The sequence below is a fragment of the Pseudomonas serbica genome (assembly GCF_028823535.1).
In the GTDB taxonomy this organism is placed as follows: Bacteria; Pseudomonadota; Gammaproteobacteria; order Pseudomonadales; family Pseudomonadaceae; genus Aquipseudomonas; species Aquipseudomonas serbica.
Window position 1 is genome coordinate 248,949 of record NZ_JAQIYM010000006.1, and the last position, 21,230, is coordinate 270,178.

The window sequence follows — 21,230 nt, forward strand, 5'->3', positions numbered from 1 at the left end:
CCGTCACCCACCGATCACAAGGATGTTTCGCCCATGTCGCAAGGTTCGGCAACGCGTTACCCGCTAGTGCTGGTCCCGGGAATGCTCGGGTTTATCCGTTTGGTGCTCTATCCGTACTGGTACGGGATCGCCGAGGCATTGCGCCGTGGTGGTGCGGTGGTGTTTGCAGTGCAGGTCTCGCCGCTCAACTCCAGTGAAGTGCGCGGCGAGCAACTGCTGGCGCGGATCGAAGAGATCCTGCGCGAGAGCGGCGCCGAGAAGGTCAACCTGATTGGCCACAGCCAGGGCTCGCTGACTGCTCGCTATGCGGCGGCCAAACGCCCGGATCTGGTCGCTTCGGTGACCTCGGTGGCGGGGCCTAATCATGGTTCGGAACTCGCCGATTATCTGCACCGGCACTATCCGCATGACAGTGCGATGGGCCGGCTGGTGACCTTTTTGTTACGGTGCATCGCGGCGCTGATGAGCCTGCTGGAGACCGGCTATCGCGGACCGAAGTTGCCGGTCGACATCCATGCCTCCCATCACTCACTCACCACCGCAGGCGTGACCCTGTTCAATCAGCGTTATCCACAGGGGCTGCCGGAAACCTGGGGCGGGCAAGGGCCGGAACAGGTTAACGGCGTGCGTTATTACTCCTGGTCCGGGACCTTGCAGCCGGGCAAGACCGATCGCGGGCGCAACCTGTTCGATGGCACCAATCGCAGTTGCCGATTGTTTGCCAAAACCTTCGTTCGCGAGGCCGGGCATTGCGATGGCATGGTGGGGCGGTACAGTTCGCACCTCGGGACAGTGATTGGCGATGAGTATCCGCTGGACCATTTCGACATCGTCAATCAGTCGTTGGGGCTGGTGGGGAAAGGGGCGGAGCCGATCCGGTTGTTTGTCGAGCATGCGGCTCGGCTCAAGGCTGCAGGCCTTTAGGATTTTTGCTCAGGTAACGCTGACCTTGCGCCCAACACGGTGGTCCAGCGCTCGGAAAGAATCACCCCGCCCAACGTCAACAGGCCGCCCACCAGGTGGTACATCGCCAACTGCTCGTGCAGCACCACCGCCGCAATCAGCGCGGTGATCAACGGCAGCAGATTGAAGAACAGCGTGGTCCGGCTCGGCCCCAGACGCACCACGGCCTGCATCCACGCCAGCGGTGCGACCATCGAGGCCAGCAGGCAGGCGTAAAGCACCAACGGAATATTCTGCACAGTCAGCCCGGTTTTCGCTGAGGCGAGAAACAACGGGAACAACACCACCACCGCTACCAGCACCTGCAGGTACAACAACACCAATGGCGGCAAGCGCAGTTGCCATTTTTTCAGCAAGGTGCTGTAGATCGCATAGGCCAGGGTGGCGATCAACATCATCGCGTCACCCAGGTTCACCCCGTGCTCCAGCAGCGCGCCCAGGCTGCCGGACGAGACGACTACCAATACCCCGGCAAACGACAGCACCGCACCGGCCAGGGCGCCGATGGTCAGGCGTTGGCCGAGGCTGATGATCGCCATGGCCAGTGACATCAATGGCATCAAGGACAGGATGATGCCCATGTTGGTGGCAGAGGTCAGGCTCGCGGCGAAGTACGCCAGGCTCTGGTAAACCGCCATGCCGAGTACGCCGAGGACGAAGATCTTACCCAGGTTCGGGCGAATCGACGGCCAGTGGGCCTTCACCGGTTTGAGCATGAAGGGCGTGAATAACAAGCCGGCCAGCAGCCAGCGGTAAAAACCGATCTCGGCGGGGTAGATCGCCCCGGCCGACATTTTGGTGATCACGGTGTTGCCGGCCCAGATGAAAATGGCCAGCAGGGGATAAGCGTATTGCATGGGAAAAACCAGAACGTTGATAAGGGGTAATTATCCCTTGTCTGGTTACAGGCCTATACTTCGATCCAGACAACCGACCACCGATTCCGGACAGCATGACCAGTAAACACATCGACCTGTTGGATTTCAGCGAACTACCCGCCCCGGTGTACTTCCGCTACGCCGATTTCGATGCGCATCGCTTTGCCTCGGCGCATCGGCACCCGTGGGGCACGCTGGAGTATTCGGCCCATGGCGTATTGCACATGGAAATCGGTGGCAGCCGTTTCATGTCGCCACCGCAATACGCGGTATGGGTGCCCCCCGAGACCGAGCACAGCTTCTACAGCAACCAGCCGATCAATTATCGCGCGGTCTGCCTGGCGCCCACGCTTTGCCGTGAACTGCCACACGAGGCCTGCACGCTGGCCATCAACGACATCCTCAAGGCGATCCTCAAGGACTTTGCCGCCCGGGACGTGAAGATCCCCGAACAGGCGGCGGACCAGCGCCTGGCCCAGGTATTGGTGGATCAACTGCAGCAAGCGCCAGTGCATGAGTGTTACCTGCCCTATGCCAGCAGTCACCGGCTACTTGAAATCCTTGAGGCCCTGCAGGCCGAGCCCGGGGATAACCGGCCGCTGGCAGACTGGGCCGCGCAGATTCATGTCAGCGAACGCACCCTGGCGCGGCAGTTTGTCCGTGAGTTGGGCATGAGTTTCGGTGAATGGCGCCAACGCCTGCGCTTCCTGACGGCGATCGAGGCGCTGGACAGCCATCGCAGCATTCAGGACGTCGCCTTTGACATGGGTTACAGCACCGGCTCGGCGTTCATTGCCATGTTCCAGCGCCAGGCCGGGTGTACGCCTGAGCAGTATCGGCGCAGCCACCTGGAGACAAGATGAAGGTGTATCAAGTGTTGTCTACACTCCAGATCAAGGCCGTTCCCCTCGATGCGGTAACAATGAGAGAACTCCATGAAAATGTTGCGTGCCACTTTGCTGATGATTGGTTTACTCCTGTGTTCCCAAGGCTTTGCCACCACTGACCAACAGAACAAGATGACCACCTGCAACGCCGATGCCACGGCCAAAGGCCTCAAGGGCGATGAGCGCAAACTCTTTATGAGCAATTGCCTCAAGGCGGCACCGCCGGCCACTGAAGCCGTACCGGCCTTGACGCCGCAGCAGGAGAAAATGAAAACATGCAATGCCGACGCCACGACCAAAGACCTCAAGGGCGATGAGCGCAAGGCGTTCATGAGTGATTGCCTGAAGAAAAAATAAGCATTGGGCCGGGCTGTTAATTCATCTTCGCGAGCAGCGCAAAAAAACGATCGCCCTCCGACCAGGGTCGAGCCACACATTCCCTAGTGCTGCCATCGGATCGCTGGCAGACTGCCAATCCTTTTACGCCGTTCGTTTTGAGGCTGTATGCCAACGTTTTCTCAACGTCATGTGTTGCTGGTCATAAGCTGGGTCATCATTTTTGGCGGACTGCTGCTGGTGATCCCGCTACGGTTGTTGCCCAGCCTGCTGGCCGGGTTGCTGGTTTTCGAACTGGTCAACATGCTTACCCCGCAATTGCAGCGGCTGATCGAAGGCCGGCGTGCGCGGTGGTTGGCGGTGGCGTTGTTGGGCACTTTGGTGGTCAGCGCGTTGACGCTGATCTTTGCCGGTGCCATCAGCTTTCTGCTGCATGAAGCGGAAAACCCCGGTGCGTCGCTCGACAAGTTCATGGGGGTGGTCGATCGTGCGCGCGGGCAATTGCCGCCGTTCATCGATGCCTATCTGCCCGCCAGTGCCGCCGAGTTCCGCGTGGCGATCGGCGAGTGGATGAGCAAGCACCTCAGCGACTTGCAACTGGTGGGCAAGGATGCGGCGCACATGTTTGTGACGCTGCTGATCGGCATGGTGCTGGGGGCGATCATTGCCCTGCAACGCATACCGGACCTGACCAAACGCAAACCGCTGGCGGCAGCGCTGTTCGACCGTCTGCATTTGCTGGTGCAGGCGTTTCGCAACATCGTGTTCGCCCAGATCAAGATTTCCCTGCTCAACACCTTCTTTACCGGGATATTCCTGGCGGTGGTGCTGCCAATGTTCGGCATCAAGCTGCCCCTGACCAAGACCTTGATCGTGCTGACCTTCCTGCTCGGCCTGTTGCCGGTGATTGGCAACCTGATTTCGAACACCCTGATCACGATCGTCGGTCTGTCGCTGTCGATCTGGGTGGCGCTGGCCGCATTGGGCTACCTGATTGTCATCCACAAGCTCGAGTACTTTCTCAACGCGCGGATCGTCGGTGGGCAGATCAGTGCCAAGTCGTGGGAGTTGCTCTTGGCGATGCTGGTGTTCGAGGCCGCGTTCGGCCTGCCGGGGGTGGTGGCAGGGCCGATTTATTACGCGTACCTGAAGAGCGAGTTGAAGCAGGTGGGGATGGTTTGATCCGAAAGATGTATTGCCTGAGCTGGCCTCTTCGCGAGCAAGCCCGCTCCCACATTTCAACCGTATTCCGTCTGGAGGAACTCGGTCGAATGTGGGAGCGGGCTTGCTCGCGAAGGGCGTACCAAAGATTTCGGATCAGCCCATCGAACCGTAACGCTTCGCCGCTTCAATCGCCAACCCGCTGCCGATGCTGCCAAAGATATTCCCTTCCACATGCCGCGCATTCGGCAACATCGCCGAAACGCTGTTGCGCAGAGCCGGAATGCCACTCGAGCCACCGGTGAAAAACACCGTGTCCACCTGATCGACCCGCACATCGGCCTGGGTCAGCAGTTGGGTAACGCTATTGCGTACGCGCTCGAGCAGGTTGTCGATGGCCGATTCGAACAGGGCACGGCTCAGCTCAACGCTCAAGCCGGCTTCGATGCGATCCAGCGGAACATGGCGGTGGTCGGCGTGGGTCAGCTGAATCTTGGTCTCTTCGACTTCCATGGCCAGCCAGTGCCCGGCGCGCTGTTCGATCAGCTTGAACAGGCGGTCGATGCCACCGGTGTCTTCGATGTCGTAGCGCATGCTGCCCAGGGCCAGTTGGGACTTCTGCGAATACACCGAGTTGATGGTGTGCCAGGTCGCCAGGTTCATGTGATGGCTCGTCGGCATGTAGGCACCGCTCTTCATCCGGCTGCCGTAGCCGAACAGCGGCATCAGGCCCTGCAGGCTCAGTTGCTTGTCGAAATCGGTCCCGCCGATGTGCACGCCGCCGGTGGCAAGGATGTCATCCTGGCGATTGTCGAGCCCCCGACGCTGTGGCGACAGGCGCACCAGCGAAAAGTCGGAAGTACCACCACCGATGTCGACGATCAGTACCAGCTCTTCCTTCTCGATGGTCGACTCGTAGTCGAACGCGGCGGCAATCGGTTCGTACTGGAAGGAGACTTCCTTGAAACCGATCTTGCGCGCGACGTCCACCAGGGTGTCCTCGGCCTCTTTGTCGGCCATCGGATCATCGTCGACAAAGAACACCGGGCGGCCCAGCACCACTTCTTCGAATTCCCGACCGGCGGCGGCTTCGGCACGGCTCTTGAGCTGGCCGATGAACAGGCCGAGCAGGTCCTTGAATGGCATGGCCGTGCCAAGCACGCTGGTGTCGTGCTTGATCAGCTTGGAGCCCAGCAGGCTCTTGAGCGAACGCATCAACCGGCCTTCATACCCTTCCAGGTACTCGTGCAGCGCCAGCCGGCCGTACACCGGGCGGCGTTCTTCGATGTTGAAGAAGACCACCGAAGGCAGGGTGATCTTGTCGTCCTCCAGCGCGATCAGCGTTTCCATGCCGGGGCGCAGCCAACCGACGGTGGAGTTTGACGTGCCAAAGTCGATGCCCACGGCACGGGCTGGAGATGCGTTGTTCATGTCTTGGGGGTTCCGGTTAAAAAACGGCCGCGCAGTGTATGTCAGTGCGCGACAGATTCGAAGGCCGACTATCTGCTAATTCTCGCAAACCCACGTCTTGAAAGATGGCTCAAGACCCCCAAACTACCCTGCATCAAGCTGGTAGCCGCGGAGCAACCGAAAGTCGCACCGCCCGCTGCCGATAAACTTCTTACGCGCCGCCCGGTCACAACCTTGAGATCGGTCTAACCTTGTTCTGCTGACAAGTGCATGATGAGGCAACTGGCGCGATTTCGATAACGGATGGTGATTCCCGCGATGGACTTCAAAGACTATTACAAGATTCTCGGTGTGGAGCCGACCGCAGACGACAAGGCGATCAAGGCTGCCTATCGTAAGCTGGCGCGCAAATACCACCCCGATGTCAGCAAGGAAAAGGACGCCGAAGCCAAGTTCAAGGACGCCTCTGAAGCCTATGAGGCGCTGAAAAGCGCTGACAAACGCGCCGAGTACGACGAATTGCGCCGCTATGGCCAGCATGGCCAACCCTTCCAGGGGCCACCGGGCTGGCAGAGCCGTGGCGGTTTTGGCGGCGGTGGCCAGGACACCGGTGACTTTTCCGATTTCTTCAGCTCGATCTTTGGTAATCGTGGCCCTGGCTTCGGCGGGGCAGAATCACGTCGCAGTACCGGACGTCGAGGGCAGGACGTGGAAATGGAACTGGGTGTATTCCTCGAAGAAACCCTGTCGACCGAGTCGAAGAAGGTCACCTTCCAGGTGCCGCAGTACAACGCTGCCGGCCAGCATGTGAGCAACACCAGCAAAAGCCTGAACGTGAAGATCCCGGCGGGGGTGACCGATGGTGAGCGCATTCGCCTCAAGGGCCAGGGCGCTCCGGGTGTCGGTGGCGGTGCCAATGGCGACCTGTACCTGACCATTCGCTTTGCGCCACACCCGAAATTCGACGTCGAAGGCGAGAACCTGATCATCACCTTGCCCTTGGCACCGTGGGAGCTGGCGCTGGGCACCGAAGTCGCGGTGCCGACCCTGACCGGCAAGATCAACCTCAAGGTCCCGGCGGGCAGCCAGAACGGCCAACGCATGCGCGCCAAGGGCCATGGCCTGATGAACAAGGCCGGCGAACGCGGTTACCTGTTCATCCAGTTCAAGGCCGTAATGCCCAAGGCCGCGGACGATGACGTCAAGGCACTGTGGCAGGAACTGGCAAAGAAAGCCGCTTTCAACCCGCGAGAAAACTTCTGAACCCAGCGACGGAGTAGCCCATCATGAGCAGCCCCCTGATCGTTCAACTGGACATGGCAGAATTCTGTGAGGCGACCGACCTGTCGGACGTCTACGTGATCGAAATCGTCGAGCACGGCATCCTCGAACCTCAGGGCGGGCAGCCCAAGGACTGGCGCTTCACCGATTACGAACTGACCCTGGCCAAACGCGCCGCCAAGTTGCGGCGCGACCTGGAGCTGGAATGGGAAGGGGTGGCGCTGGCGCTGGACCTGCTTGAAGAGGTCCAGCAGCTAAGGGCGGAGAATCGGATGTTGAGGCAGCGGTTGGGGCGGTTGGTGGTGGAATGACAAGATTTGAAGTGCGAGCAACCCAAGGGATTCCGATAGCTGCCCCAAGCGCTGTTATTGTTTGTTGCCTTAATTTTTTCTTCTTCGAGCTTGGGTGAACACTTGCAAGTTCACCCGTACCTCACCCATTGAATCTATACTCAAGCCTTGGTGAATGTCATCGGGGGTAAGGGGTAAAGGGCGTGTGGCTGGATTCAAATTGGCATTCCGACCTTGAACATGACTGGGAATATTCCGCCTAGCCGGGTTGGTCGGCTTGTTGGATCTATTTACAGGTGGGCCAGGAGGTGATGCGCTTGCCGAGGCTAGCGTCGAGCTTCTTCCAGCTGAGCTCTGTTGTTGAGACAATTCCCTGAAAGTCTTCATCTCCGCAGGCGCGGCGGTGGCAGACGGTGGAGTCCAGTTTCGTCGCCCAACAGGCAAATGTCCGTTGATGTGTTCACCAGTAATTGGGTCCAGTGGAGCTCCAGCGTTGGGTAGAACCATCTGTTTGGGTATCGAAGGGAGGGGCTCCGTGCGCCTTGTTGCTGCAGGTGAGGTGGAAGGGATGAGCGGATCTAGGCTCGAGGTACTGGATGTTCTAGTTACGGTGTTGCGCGAGAAAAAATTTCTAATCCATTGTTTAAAACCTATATGCCCCGTCGGATCAGAAGCATTCACCGGATCCCCCACGCAATACATATACGCATTCAAGCCGCCTCCGCCAAACGGACTCCAACTGTCCGGGCTATGAAAGCGCATCAACACCGGGTTGTAAGCGCGATAGCCGTTGCCCAGCAAGTACCAGCCAATCTGTGCCTCGCGCATTTGGCCGTTGAACCCCAAGCCCGTCGCAACCTCCTGCCGTGCTGATTGCTGACCGTAGGCGCTATAAGCGATGGAGTTCGCCTTGCCCACCGCGCTTTCGACAAGGACTGAATTTTTATTGTCGGTCGCCAGCAGCACGGTGCGTACCTGAGTGACATGTATGTTGGCAGGTGAGCGCATGACAGGGGGCTTCCTTGTTGAGAGGATCAACTGTGATCGACCTCCCGAGTCTGACGTAGGGGCCCAGCGTTGTGAACTATCAGATCTGATAGTCAACAGGCTCGCTCCCACAAGGGATTGTGCTGGGTCGTAATAGTACGAACGCCACCAGACCAATGTGGGAGCGAGCCTGCTCGCGAAGAACGATAACGCGATCTTTCGACGTCAGACGGTCCTGGGCAACACCACCGTAAACAAAGTGCCATCGACCTCGTTGGAACTGACCTCAATCGTTCCGTGGTGCGCTTCCACCACTTCCTTGACGATGAACAATCCCAGGCCAAGACTGGTGGAGGGCTGGCCAAGCTCTTCGTCGGCGCTGCGCACCAATGGATCGAAGATGGTGCCGATCGCGTTCGCGGGAATCGGCGTTCCGTAGTTATGGACCGTTATGCGAACCGTGTCGGGCTCGCCGTTGAGCGTGACCCTCACATCGCGTTTGTTCAAACCGTGCTGCAACGCATTGCCGATCAGGTTTTGCAGCAATTGACCCAATCTCCCGGCATCCCACACACCTCGAGTATCGCCCTCTACCCTGACCGTTGGATCGCATTCAGGGTTGCCGGCGCAGGCTTCGGCAATCGCTGCATGTGCGGCATCGGCAAGGTCCATGGGCTTGGGTTCGATCGGCAGGCTCTTGCCCAGGCGACTGCGCACCAGCTCCAGTAAATCGCTGACCATCACCGCCATGTGCCGGGCACTGCGCTTGATGTTGTTCGCGCAAGCCAGCGCATCGCCTTCCAGGGTTGTTTTACGCATCAGCAATTCAGTGGACATGCTCATCGCTTGCAACGGCGCGCGCAGGTCGTGGCCGAGTATCGCCAGGAAGATATCCCGCGAGTGATTCACCTGTTCGGCGTAGGCCGCGGTGGATTCTGCGAGTGCTTCATCAATGGCTTCGTTGAAGCGAATCATGTCCTGGAAATAGGTCAGGTCCGGTGATTCCAGGCTGTCGACCCACAAGCGAATCACACAGGCACGCAGGTGACGGAATTCGCTGGTCATCTGCACCAGATCGAAACCCACGGTATGCCGCAGCTCGCCATGGCTGGCGCCGGCTTCGTCCAGGCTCGGGGTTTTCTCGGGGCCTTCACCCTTGGCCTTGGCCAGCTGTTCGCTGGCGGTTTGCGCGGTGGCCATGTCGCGCGCGGCGGCCAGCAGAATCGCCTTGGCATGGTCGCGCAAGGCTGCACGGTCCATGTTTTCGGCCGCCGGCATGATCGTTCTAGCGAACTGTTCCCATTCATCAACGATACGGTCCACGTGTTGCCTGATGAAGTCGGGGAGGCGCATGACCGGTTTCCTGCTTGGAATGTAGGGGGATCTTAGCCTCTTTAGCGCCGGGCAAAAACTACCGCTGGGGGGCGGATCATGCCTGGGGTCGTCCAGGTGGTATTTATCTATATTTCCGGTTCTTAAAATCAATCTTGTCCTGTGTCTTTTCGGGGTTGTTTCAGCAGGATTTTAATCTTTTGTTTTAGTGGCTGTTGAATAAGCTGGAGTACTACTCATCGCATAGGGATTTGCGAAAATGACTGTACTGCAAGAAGACTCCACGTCGGAAAATTCGCCGGAAGTCGTGCGTTTATACGATAACGTTCATTCGGATTATTTTACCGAGAAAGTTCCAGTCCTGATAAAGACTGCCCCGGTCTCAAGGCTGGCATCCATAACGCAACTCACCACCGGGTTACCCGATTGGTACATCAAGGCGCCGGATATTGCTCGTCAATACTTGCAACAACTGATACAGGAGCGCTGTCGTTTACAGGATGCTGTCTCTGACGCGGTCGGTAATCTGCAAACCGACATCCGTGAGTTTGCCAAGCCGTTGCTGGTTGAAGCCATCAGCGACGAGTTGAACTTCGAACTGGATGTCAGCACGGCGTCATTACGCCTCTATGTCCCCGCCCCGCTTGGCTTTGGCATCGATACCCAAGCCAGCCGGCTCAGGCAATCGTCATTGCTGGACGCTGCCTTGCATAACTTCGAGTTGTCTGAAACCCTTGAAGGCGCCTTTCGCGAAGGCTCAGGTATCTTCATCAGAGACACTGAGGGGGAACTCCAGCGTCACGAATGCAGCATCGAAAAGTTCACAACCTTGTGTCGCAAACTCGATATCGGGACGCAGTATCAACGACACATCAAGTCTCTGTTGAATCCTGCTGTCAATGCTGGCCGAGAGTTACTTGAGCAGCAGTTCATGGCCCATGAGAAGGCTGCCTTCAGTGAGTCCATGGCTATTGCGATACTGAAAAACGATATAGAGCCCTATACCTTCGGAAAGCTGAAAAGCGTGCGCGATGGCCAGAAAGGCATCCACTACCGCGGCCGGCCATTGCACTGTCACCGCCTCTCGTTGTTAGGCACGAGGCTGACGGGCATCGTGCTGTTCAGTGCGGTAGCCGAGCCCTCGAAAATAAAAAAAGCCATCGACGAACTGGTGCCCGAGCATTTGCAACGCCTGCTGGAGTGGTCTCGTCGCCTGGCGGTTTTGCCAGGGCAGGAATTTGACCAGTTCAAGACTCTCCAGGCCTTTTTTGCCAATGGCCCGACCGCGGTGGCGGAGGAAATGGTTCGCCAAAACGATATCCATGAACAAAGTCGCCTGGACGGCACACTGATCGCCTACATCCCCGGCGACCCGGATCATCCGCTCAAGCAATACGCCTCTTTCACCGATTTCATGAAGGAACTGACGGGCCAGCTGCGTTCTGCGCATTACCAGGAATTCTTCAGCCGGTTCGTGCCTCACAAGGAGAAGGGGCGCTTCTTCGCACGGGTCAAAGAGCGCTTTACGACCTTCACCTGGATTCAGCGCGAACCTCTGGACATGGGCCCGTGGTGGCGCGAGACCGCGGTCGAGAATCCTGATGCGCAACCCATCACCAACTTGATCGAGGGTGATTTCTGGGCGCAATTCTGTCTCTGGCGCAGAGACAAGGCGATTGCCGATGCCCGGCAGATTGCCGTGCCGACTGGCGATGAAGACGCCACCGCTCGCTGGAAGCGCCTGACCAGCTACCTGGACATCGGCTGGAACGTGTTCAACTTCGGCGCCATGCTGGTTCCGGGATTAGGGGAGGCCGTGCTGGCGGTGATGGTGGGCCAAATGATGCTTGAGACCCTGGAGGGCATCGAAGACTGGAACAAGGGCGATAAGGAAGAGGCCTCATCTCATCTCACCGGGGTACTGATCAATTTCGCCCAGTTGGCACTCATGAGCGCCGGGCATGTATTACCAGGCGGCAAGCTTGTGGCAGTCAAGGCGTCACCTTTTATCGACCAACTGAAAAAGGTCGAGCTGCCCGATGGCAAGACGCGCCTGTGGAATCCAGACCTGAGTCCCTACGATCACAAAGTGTCTTTGCCCAAAGACTCGGAACCCAACGAACGGGGACTGCATCGACATAACGACCGGGACATCCTGGCGCTGGACGGCAAGCATCTGGAGGTAAAGGAAGATCCACAGACAGGTCAACCGCGACTCAGGCATCCGAACCGGCCGACGGCCTATCAGCCAAGGGTGGAGCATAACGGCGCCGGTGCCTGGCACACCGAGCTCGACCGCCCGATCGAGTGGAACAAGACCGAACTGATGCGGCGCCTCGGCCCTTCTGTCGATGCATTTTCCGATGAGACGCTGGAACAGATCCGTATCGCCAGCGGTGTCCAGGAAGATGTACTGCGCAAGCTGCAGGTGAAAACAGAGCCGCCACCGGCATTGTTGGCCGACACCCTCAAGCGCTTCAAGGCTGTTGCCGATGTGAACACATTGGTGGATCAGATACGGCTCAATCAGGTTGCGCCACAATGGGCGGAGCACCTGCCACCCTTGTTGACAGAGTTGCCGCAATGGCCCGAGGACAAAGCGATCGAGCTTTTCCGCGGGCCGGAGTTGTGGGGTGATTCCATTGTGCACGGCAACCGGGGCGCTGAGCCTGCACACCGGGTGAAGGTGACCCTTGCTGAACTGACGGCCGGCAACTTATCTGATCGCGTGCTGGACGCGTTCAGCGAGGAGGAGATCAAGCAGATACTCGGTCGCAACATCGGCGAAGACAGGCAAGTAAGAATCGACGCCTTGCAGGAACGCCTGGCCATTTATGCAGAGGCGCAGAAGAAGCGCCTCTTCGAGTCGTTCTACAAGCACGCACAGGTCGACACCGAGCCTAACGCGGTCTGGCTTCAGGACGCGTTCCCGGAGCTGCCGAGCAGTGTCGCCAGGGAACTGCTGGCGGGCGCCTCGCCAGAGGAGCTGTCGGTGATGGCCGAGCGCAAGCGCGTTCCATTGCGTCTCAAGCAGCAGGCCCGGGCGGCGTTGCTGGAGGTACGGCTGAACCGTGCCTATGAGGGCATTTTTCTCGATGAGCTGCACACCCCGGACACTGAACGACTGCTCCTGCGAACGCTGGAGTCGCTGCCGGGCTGGTCTGAAGATGTGCGTATCGAAGTGCGCAACGGAACAATGACAGGCACGCTTGAGGGCAGTATCGGCTCGGCTGACGCGTCCATCCGCAAGGTGTTGATCAAGAACGAAGATGGCTTGTATGAAGCGCGCGACGAACACGACCATGAGCTTCATGTCCCCGATAATCTTTTCGCCGCTGTCCTGCATGCCTTGCCCGATGCAGAGCGCGACGCGCTGGGTTACCAGATCAATCAATGGGAAACCCTCGGGCAATCCGTTCATCGTTCGCCACTGAGTCACGACAGGTTCAGGACGACCCTGGCGGACAATCCTTTGCGCAAACCGAAGTACGATCCCGAAACCATGAAGCTGCGGGGGGGCATGCAAGGGTTCACCCAGCGCCTTCGTCGAGTCGACGAGCCACTGGCCACGCAAGAGCGGGTCCGCTCGCTTCGCCCCGGCTGGAGCGAGACCGACATTCAAACCTTTCTCGAGCATAGCGACAGCGGGAACACGCCCCAGGAGCGGGTGAGGGCCCTCGAAGCCGAGTTCAACCAACTCAACAGCAGCTTTCGACGCTGGCTGGATTCGCCGCTCGACTCGTTCAGCCTGAGCGCGGATGGCATTTCACAATGGCAGTCGCGCAACAATGTCTACCGGGCTATCAGAAGCTGCTGGCAACGCAGCGGCCCCCGCGATCTCGATGCCCAGGGCAACCCGAGTGGATGGAGCCTTGATCTGAGCAACATGCCTATGGGGCGGCACCTGGAAACCATGCCCAGGCTGGAGGCAAATTTCGAGCATGTCACCCGGCTGAAGTTGCCCGATACCGGATTGACCGATGCCAACGCCGGGTTTCTCGATCATTTTCCAAGACTGCGCTCCTTGAACATGAACAACAATGGGCTGACCCGACTGCCCACCGCTGTAGGCCGCATGCAATCGCTGACCGAGCTGTACCTGGCCAACAACCGGGTTGTGTTGACTGCAGAGGCCGTGGAGAAGCTGCGCGATCTCATCCGTCTCGAATCCATTGACCTGCGCGGCAATCCTCTGGGCCAGGTTCCAGACATCGGTCGCATGCCTGTGCTGCACACGTTGATCCTGGGAGACACCGGCATCAACACCTGGCCCAGGGGCTTGTTTTCCTTGCCCCGGTTTAGGCACTTCTATCTGAGTCTGCAGCGCAATGTCATTGATTTTGTGCCTCAGGTGGTGCCCGGTTCCGTGGAAGCCGAGTTGCTGGCCAGAACGATCCTGAGCCGCGAGCCGCAATGGATATCGGAAGAAAACCTGAATCAGCTCAGAGACTACATCCACTCCGTGGGCCTGGACCCTGATCGACCTTATCCATCCCGTGGCGTGCGCGACAGTCTCGACTGGGAGGAAGGCATGACGCGAGCGCAGTGGGTTGACCGACAGCCAATATGGAATCAGGTGGAGGACGAGATCGGTTCAGTGCCGTTTTTCGATCACATCAGATTGCTCACCAGATCCAGTCACTTCAAAAATGATCGGGCCTTCCGGGTGGATCTGACGGCCAAACTCTGGCGAATGCTGGAGGCCATGGAAAAGAACAGCGCACTGCGCAAGCAGATTTTCAGTATGGCGCGGGAACCGGTCAACTGCGTCGATGCCGGGGCGGCGCTGTTCAATGCCATGGGCCTTGAAGTACTGATTCACGAAGCCTACGAGTTGGCCAACCCGAGCCTGGTCGAAGCCGAACTGGTGTTGCTGGCCAGGGGAAAATCCCGTCTGGATGAGTTGAGCCGGATCGCCCATAGGGAAATTGCCCGGCGACTGGAGAACGGCGAGAGTTTCATGCGGATCGATGGGCAGGGTGAGGCCACTGGCAGCATCGACGAAGTCGAGACTCATCTGGCGTATATGACGGATCTCGCCAGCCGGCTGGATTTGCCGTGGCAGTCGCGGGACTTGCAATTCAGAGCGCTGTCGGGGGTCACCCAGGCGATGATCGATGACGCCTGCACCCGTGTGCTCGCGCTGGAGGAGGGCGATCTGCTGCGCGATTCGATCGTCGAACAGCCCTTCTGGGAGTCCTACATCCAGGGCTCCAATCGCACTGCGTTCAAGGCCATCAGGCGTCGGCTCGATGCGACGACAGAGTTTTACATGGCGCTGGAGAGACGGGCGACCGAGTCCCTTTCCGTGCAGGAAAAAGCGCAGTTGAAAGAAGAACTCAGGGTGCTCGCTGCGGAACTTGGCAAGCCGGAAAGCGAGATCGCCCCCGGACGCGTCATGACGACCGATGCGTATGAAATCGAGATGAATCTGCTCAATGCCCAAAAACTGACGTTGCTCAAGACGCTGACCCAACAGGCGATGGATCGGGCAAAACTGCAACGGGTCGAAATCCCCTTTACCCTGAAACCTTGACAGTTTTTCCGGCATGAAGACTGACGATCTTCGTGTCGGCCCAATAACTCGTACATAAGGATATGTACCTTGCGAAATCAAAACGAAAGCCCTGAAAAAACGGCAGCGCCGTCACCGACTGCCGAACAACCAAGTGTTCACGCCGAGTTCATTGCCAAGGCCATCCCGGCCTGGCTTGTGAATGCCTCGCCCGCACGACGAGAAGCCGTGAAAAAGGCCCCGGTCGTTCTTCCCGATTGGTACCTGGCAGCCTCCCAGGCGCAGCGTCTGGCCTTGAACGCGCGGTTCGAGGCCAGTATCAAGTCCCAGAGCCTGCTTGATAAAACCATGTTGAATATGCAAGACATCAACGCCTTTGCCGAACCCTTGCTGGTCAGCGCGCTAAAGGACCGGTTCGCGGTGGAACTGGATGTCAACAAGACGTTTGTGCAACTGAAAAAGCCCCTGGAACTGGGCGTTTTCAAATACGAGGCCGGTACGTTCGAGGTGTTGACACTGCCGCTACTGCAAGCGGCGATGCACAACTTCGAAGAGGATGAGTGTGGGGCCGGGCACTTTCACTCCTCTTCTGGTTTTGTTTCTGAATTGACGCCGGGCGTACTCGGCAAAGTGACCACCTCCCTGACGGTGGCGCAGTTTTTGACGCTGTGTCGGGAGCTGGATATCGGAGCGAAATACCAGGCTTACCTGAAGGACTTTCTGCAATCGCCAAATCCGGTGGCAGTGGCATTTCTGCGGCAACTGTTTGTGACCAGCCAAAAAGACGCGATGAGGGCTGCTGCCGAGATGGCCTTGCTGAAAAAGGACATCGAACCCAAGGATTACACAATGATCCTGTCGGTCATCGGCGGGGAGATGAACCCCCAAGTGGACGGCAAGCCGGTGTGGTTTCGTGACCTGGGACTGATGAAGAAAAAGATGACCGGCTGTGTGCTTTTTCTGATTGGTGAAAAATACAAATACTCCGATGAAATGATTCTCTACGTGCCCCACGATCCGGAGCATCCGTTGAAGCGCTACAAGGATCGTGAGATGGATGCGGAGCTCAAGCGCCAGTTCACGGCCAGGGATGCTGCACAGTCTCGGGACGACGGCTCGACCGAGTATCAACGATTTTTCAGCCAGTTCGTGGCTTATGCTGATCGCCCCTATTACTTCAGTCAGTTCACCCAGAAGGCTAAAGACGCACTGGCGGATCCGCTGGCCGCGCTGCGATCTCCCTGGCTGAAAGGGTTTGATGCGATCAATCCATTTTCTGTGCTTTACGCGCCCAGCGAACTGCCTCCGGAACAAGTGCCCAGACAGGAGCCGATTGAAGACCCCTACACACGTACCTCGAGTTTTGCCGAGCGAGGGTTGTGGGGCCCCAATGCTGATCTATGGGTGGACCTCTTTGATAAGAGCCGTGACAAGATCATGGCTGATGCCCGTCACTACGCTGTGCCTACCGCGCAAGTGGACGCCAATGTACGGGCACAGAAAATGGCGGTATTGCTGGAGGTCGGCATGCTGCTGTTGAACGGTGTATCCATGTTCGTCCCGGTGCTGGGTGAAGTCATGATGGGTGTCATGGCTGCTCAGCTCATGAGCGAGACGTTTGAAGGGGTGATCGAGTGGAGCGAGGGTGATCATCGCGCCGCCCTGGCGCACCTGGCGGACGTCGCAGAGAACCTTGCACTGATTGCCGCGATGCATGGCGCGAGCAAGGGCGTTGGCAAGCTCACAGCCGTCAAGCCCGAGCCTTTTGTCGAGGGTTTGCAGCCGGTGACATCGGCAACTGGCAAGCCACGTCTGTGGAAGCCTGACCTCGGGCCATACAGAGCCCCCCTCAAGCTGCCGGCGGGTTCAACGCCAAACGAGCTGGGCCTGCATCGTTACAAGGGGCAGGACATCCTGCCGCTGGGCGATGATCATTTTGTCGTCAGGCGGGATCAGGGCGTCGGGCAATTTCGTATCCAGCATCCGAGCCGTACGGATGCCTATGCACCACGACTGGAACATAACGGTGCTGGTGCCTGGACCCACGAAGCCGAAGAACCCTTGAGCTGGGACGGGCCGATCCTGATGCGGCGCCTGGGCTATCGCGCGCAAGCGTTCACCGATGCGCAGCTGGAACAGATACGGGTCACCAGTGGTGTGGAGCCCGATCAACTGCGCCAGCTGCATGTCGAGCAAGGGCGGCCAGCGGCACAGCTGTCCGACACCCTCACACGTTTTCGAATCGACCGGGACATCGAAGTATTCAGGGAGCAGATCGCCAGCGAAAACCCCCAGGTATACGCCAAGGCCGATTTGGCCATGCAGTTCAGGGTCATGCGCAGTCAGGAACTATTGCCCGCTTCACCTGCGATCAAAGTCCTGGACAGTCAGTCACAGCTCATCTGGGAGGACCCGATAGCGCAGCGCGAAGGGGCGCGCAGGTTAACGTTCGTCGTGGGGGACCAGGAGGCAGCGAACGGCACCGTACTGACCTCGCTGCTGGACATGTTGAAGGCGCAGAGGGTCGACATCAAAAACGTTCCAGGGACATCGGATCTGACGCTGGATCAACGGGCCGTTGAGCTGCGCAAGGAAATCGCTCGCGCGGTACAGAATAAAAAACGCTCATTGTTCGAGTCTTTGTACCGCGCGCAGCAGGCGAGCGCGAGCAGCTCCGTGGCGCGGATCAAGGTCTTTTTCCCGCAGTTGCCCACTGTCGTCGTGGAACAGATTGTGGAGGAGGCGACTGAGGACGATCTGCTGGCCTTGGGCAATTCAGGTCCCCTGCCTCGGCGTATTTATGAACAAGCCGAATGGGCCCGCCAGGATCTGCGTCTGGCCCATGCGTATGAGGGCCTCTACCTCGAGACTTCATCCGGTGTCGACAGCGAGCGCCTGGCGCTGCGCAGTCTTGAAACGCTGCCGGGCTGGCCGAAGGGCGTGCGCTTCGAACTGCGCGAGTATGGTCCGCAAGGGACGTTACTGGACGTGATCGGTGCACCGCAAATACCGACACGCGCGGTACTGGTGGTTGATGAAAACACCCGGTTCGCCCAATCATCCTCTGCCAACCTTTATTCGTCTGTTTTACAGGCCCTGACGGCAGAGGAGCGGCAGGCATTGGGCTACACGCTGGAGGAGGCCGAGCGATTGAAGCGGGCTGTGCAGCAGGCACCGCTGCCGCGGGAACAGTTCAGGGTGGTTCTTCAGAAGCGTCCATTGTTCAAACCGAGCGTCGAACCGGGCATGAAGTTGCTCGGTGGCGTAGGTCCGTTACTGCCTTCCGGGCAACAAGTGGCCAGCTTTTTCCGAACGCCGCGCGCGCGCGCGCTGAAGCTGTATCCCGATTTCAACGAAGCCGAGGTTGAGGCCTTCCTGCGCTCACTGGGGGACGACGTGCGAGGCGGTCTGACTCGACGTGAAGCCGAATACGCGACACTCAAGCAAGAGCTGAATAGCTGGGTTCAAGCCCGTGTCACGGCACAAAGCAATCCCGCTGTCGAGGGGCGAATCCCGGGTGGGCGAGAGCGTCAGGTCGCCAGCACTATCAAGCGCTGCTGGCGGCGACAGAGCGGAGCGGCGTTGACCATCGACTCCGCTGTAGAGCTGCCGCCCTTGAATGCCCAATTCAGTCATGTCGAGACACTGGCGCTGGCGAGTACAGGTGCAGGCAACCTCAATGCCTTTCTCAAGGGGTTCACCGGGCTCAAGACGCTAAAGCTGGAGCGAATGGCCCTGCTCAAAGACCTCCCCGAGGCGATCGGTGATATGAAAGGCCTGACCCGCCTGAGCCTCAGGGGCAGCCGGGTTCGATTCAATGAACACAATGCGGCAGTGCTCGGAAAATTGAGTGCACTTGAAGAGCTCGATTTGTTGAAAAACCCGTTGGGTCTCCCGCCGGACTTGAGCACGATGCCTCGACTGAGGAAGATCAGCCTCAATGGCACGGGCATCGATCTATGGCCGGAGGGAGCGCAAAGCCTGCCCGACCTGCAGGAGCTGGACCTGCGAAATAACCAGCTCACTGAAGTACCCCGGGCGATGCTCTCCATGGTGGGGGAGCCGCTTGAGGCGAACGCGAGAGTCAATCGTGTCACGCTTCTTGAGGGTAACCCGTTTACGCGTCAAGGCTGGGAGCAGCTCAAGGATTATCGGGAGCAGCTGCAAGCGCTGAGGCCTGACCTGTTGGAGGGCAGTCTTCCCGGTGCATTCAAAGTGCTCGACTCGATGAGCGCCAGAATTCGTCAACTGTACCCTGACTTCAACGAATTCGAGATTGCCGAATTTCTGCAAACCCATGGGAGCGAGGCAAGCTCCGAGCTGACTCGCCTTGAGAGTGAGTATGAAACCTTGAATCGGCAATTGTCGGCCTGGTCGTTTTCGGGAGGTGGCGCCCGTCAACGTTACATTCGCGCCGGTCAGGCTCCTGCCGGGCTGTCCGAGCGGGCAGACCGATACACCGCTGCTGACCGGATTCGCCGCTGCTGGAGGCGGCAAGCCCCGCAAAAGAATGCCAACGACGGAACCCCGATCGGTTTTGAACTTGATCTGAGTCGCCAGACACTTGATAGCGTTCCTGATATCGAGGCCGATTTCAGCCATGTGGGTTCGCTCAAACTCAACAACATGGGCTTGAGTGTGTCTCCAGAGGGCTTTCTTGCGCATTTCAGAGGCGTGCGTTGGCTGGATCTGTCGAATAACCGGCTGACCGCGATACCCCCGGCGCTGGATGAAATGCATGGGCTGACGCGCTTGTTTCTCCAGGACAACCGCATTCGGTTGACCCCCGAGACCGCCCAGTTGCTGGCGAGGCGCAGCACGCTCCGGTCGTTGAACCTGTCTCGGAACCCTTTGGGCATGCTGCCGGATTTCAGCGCGATAACGGACATGCGCTCGCTGGCGTTGAACACGATCGGCGTTGATAGCTGGCCAGTCGGCTTGGGTGAGCAGCCGTTGCTGGATGTGATCGATCTGAGAAACAACCAGATCACGACGATTCCGCAATCGGTCATTGCCCCGCCGGACGCGCAACTTGAGGAGGCGGCACGAATCAACAACTTCACTTACATTGGTGGCAATCCATTGTCGGAAGTCAGCCAGCGACAGCTTCGTGACTACTGGACGCGTCTTGAGCGAGAACGACCCGATGTTTCAGCGTTACGGCGACCGGGAGTCTTTGAGTACCAGGCCCGTGTGGCACCCGTGGATCGAGGTAGCGTCGGAGGGCGAAATCCGACAGCCCTGCAGCGCTGGACCACCGGCCTGGCCGCCGAGCGGATTCCGGCCAGACAAGCGCAATGGCAGACGCTGCTCGCGCAGGAGGGTTCCAACGGCTTCTTCCAGGTACTCAACGACCTTACCCCTGCCGCTTCCGGCCTCGCAGACCTTCAGCGGCGCGTGTGGGAGGTCATCGACGCCATTACCGAAGCCAACCCTGAATCCGAAGCCCTTCGTGATCAGATGTTCGAGTGGGCCGGGCGACCAGCCTGCTGTGACCGTGCAGCGTTGTCATTCAGCAATCTGGAAATCATGGCAATGGTGTACCGGGCCCGGACACTGGCCTTGGATGGGGATCAGGCTGCGACGCTCCTGAAATTGTCCCGAGGGCTGTTCCGCCTGGACGAGGTTGAGAAAATCGCCCTGGCGGATATCCAGCAACGCACCACCGCGATCAATGACATGCCGGGTTTGACGGCTGCCGAAAAGCTACGGCGGATCAGTGCTCTGGAAGAGGTCGAGATAAAACTGGCCTACCGTTTCGGCCTCAAGGACCAGCTCGAATTGCCGGGCCAGCCGCAGCAAGTCAGGTTCACAGGCCTTGGCAACGTTACCCCGGTGATGCTGGACAGGGCATACAACCAGGTCGTGGCACTGGACAGTTCACCTGAAGAGTTTCAGTCGCTGGTGGCGAAAGACTTCTGGAAGGACTTTGTGACGAACAAATACCGGGCGCAATTCGAAGCGCAACGCGAGCCCTATCAGGATCGCCTGGCCAATTTGCGAGAAAACCTGCAGGCAGGGGAATTATCAGAAGCGCAGTACAAGACGCAATCCGACGAACTGGACGCTCAACTCCAGATCGAAGAGGCGTCGCTGATCGAGAAATGCACTCGCGAGGAGTTGGCCAAGCACCCGCTCTGATGCCGTCATTAAACGAAGAACAAAGGCCTGGGTCTGCGCAAGCATCCAG

At 58.6% G+C, this 21,230-nt stretch carries 12 protein-coding genes; 8 read left to right on the top strand and 4 right to left on the bottom strand.

What is annotated here, in order from left to right:
* The first annotated feature begins 33 nt into the window (after positions 1-33).
* A complete protein-coding gene (locus tag NQL71_RS11940) occupies positions 34-924 on the top strand; it encodes an esterase/lipase family protein (protein ID WP_046819736.1) in 891 nt (296 codons plus the stop codon).
* Here the strand turns inward: NQL71_RS11940 and NQL71_RS11945 are convergent.
* Positions 921-1,820, bottom strand: a complete 900-nt coding sequence (locus NQL71_RS11945; RefSeq protein WP_166619045.1) for a DMT family transporter — start codon at positions 1,818-1,820, stop codon at positions 921-923. The genes NQL71_RS11940 and NQL71_RS11945 overlap by 4 nt on opposite strands.
* Positions 1,821-1,915: 95 nt before the next feature.
* On the opposite strand from NQL71_RS11945, the gene NQL71_RS11950 reads away from it, so the two are divergent.
* The 3 genes from NQL71_RS11950 (at position 1,916) to NQL71_RS11960 (ending at position 4,246) form a co-directional block, all read left to right on the top strand.
* Positions 1,916-2,704, top strand: coding sequence for an AraC family transcriptional regulator (locus NQL71_RS11950; RefSeq protein ID WP_046819734.1), 789 nt, complete (start codon positions 1,916-1,918; stop codon positions 2,702-2,704).
* Positions 2,705-2,776: 72 nt separating this feature from the next.
* A complete protein-coding gene (locus NQL71_RS11955; protein ID WP_274642683.1) occupies positions 2,777-3,085 on the top strand; it encodes a PsiF family protein in 309 nt (102 codons plus the stop codon).
* 147 nt (positions 3,086-3,232) lie between these two features.
* Positions 3,233-4,246 carry an AI-2E family transporter gene (locus NQL71_RS11960; protein ID WP_046819732.1) on the top strand — a complete coding sequence of 338 codons (1,014 nt, stop codon included), beginning with the start codon at positions 3,233-3,235 and terminating at the stop codon, positions 4,244-4,246.
* Positions 4,247-4,381: 135 nt separating this feature from the next.
* On the opposite strand, the gene NQL71_RS11965 is transcribed toward NQL71_RS11960, so the two are convergent.
* Positions 4,382-5,656 carry an Hsp70 family protein gene (locus NQL71_RS11965; protein WP_077185377.1) on the bottom strand — a complete coding sequence of 425 codons (1,275 nt, stop codon included), beginning with the start codon at positions 5,654-5,656 and terminating at the stop codon, positions 4,382-4,384.
* A gap of 297 nt (positions 5,657-5,953) precedes the next feature.
* Between NQL71_RS11965 and NQL71_RS11970 the strand changes: the two genes are divergently transcribed.
* Both NQL71_RS11970 and NQL71_RS11975 read left to right on the top strand, forming a co-directional pair.
* Positions 5,954-6,898: a DnaJ C-terminal domain-containing protein gene (locus NQL71_RS11970; protein ID WP_046819951.1), complete on the top strand. Its 945-nt coding sequence runs from the start codon at positions 5,954-5,956 to the stop codon at positions 6,896-6,898.
* A 23-nt stretch (positions 6,899-6,921) separates the two neighbouring features.
* Positions 6,922-7,227: a chaperone modulator CbpM gene (locus tag NQL71_RS11975; protein WP_046819730.1), complete on the top strand. Its 306-nt coding sequence runs from the start codon at positions 6,922-6,924 to the stop codon at positions 7,225-7,227.
* Positions 7,228-7,296: 69 nt separating this feature from the next.
* Here NQL71_RS11975 and NQL71_RS11980 read toward each other — a convergent pair whose 3' ends face one another.
* Positions 7,297-8,214, bottom strand: a complete 918-nt coding sequence (locus tag NQL71_RS11980) for an RHS repeat-associated core domain-containing protein (protein WP_248686770.1) — start codon at positions 8,212-8,214, stop codon at positions 7,297-7,299.
* A 204-nt stretch (positions 8,215-8,418) separates the two neighbouring features.
* Positions 8,419-9,546: a sensor histidine kinase gene (locus NQL71_RS11985; RefSeq protein WP_166619042.1), complete on the bottom strand. Its 1,128-nt coding sequence runs from the start codon at positions 9,544-9,546 to the stop codon at positions 8,419-8,421.
* Between the two features lie 238 nt (positions 9,547-9,784).
* Between NQL71_RS11985 and NQL71_RS11990 the strand changes: the two genes are divergently transcribed.
* Both NQL71_RS11990 and NQL71_RS11995 read left to right on the top strand, forming a co-directional pair.
* Positions 9,785-15,061 carry an NEL-type E3 ubiquitin ligase domain-containing protein gene (locus NQL71_RS11990; protein ID WP_274642684.1) on the top strand — a complete coding sequence of 1,759 codons (5,277 nt, stop codon included), beginning with the start codon at positions 9,785-9,787 and terminating at the stop codon, positions 15,059-15,061.
* 69 nt (positions 15,062-15,130) lie between these two features.
* On the top strand, positions 15,131-21,181 hold the full coding sequence (locus NQL71_RS11995; protein WP_274642685.1) for an NEL-type E3 ubiquitin ligase domain-containing protein: 6,051 nt from the start codon (positions 15,131-15,133) through the stop codon (positions 21,179-21,181).
* Positions 21,182-21,230 lie beyond the last annotated feature (49 nt).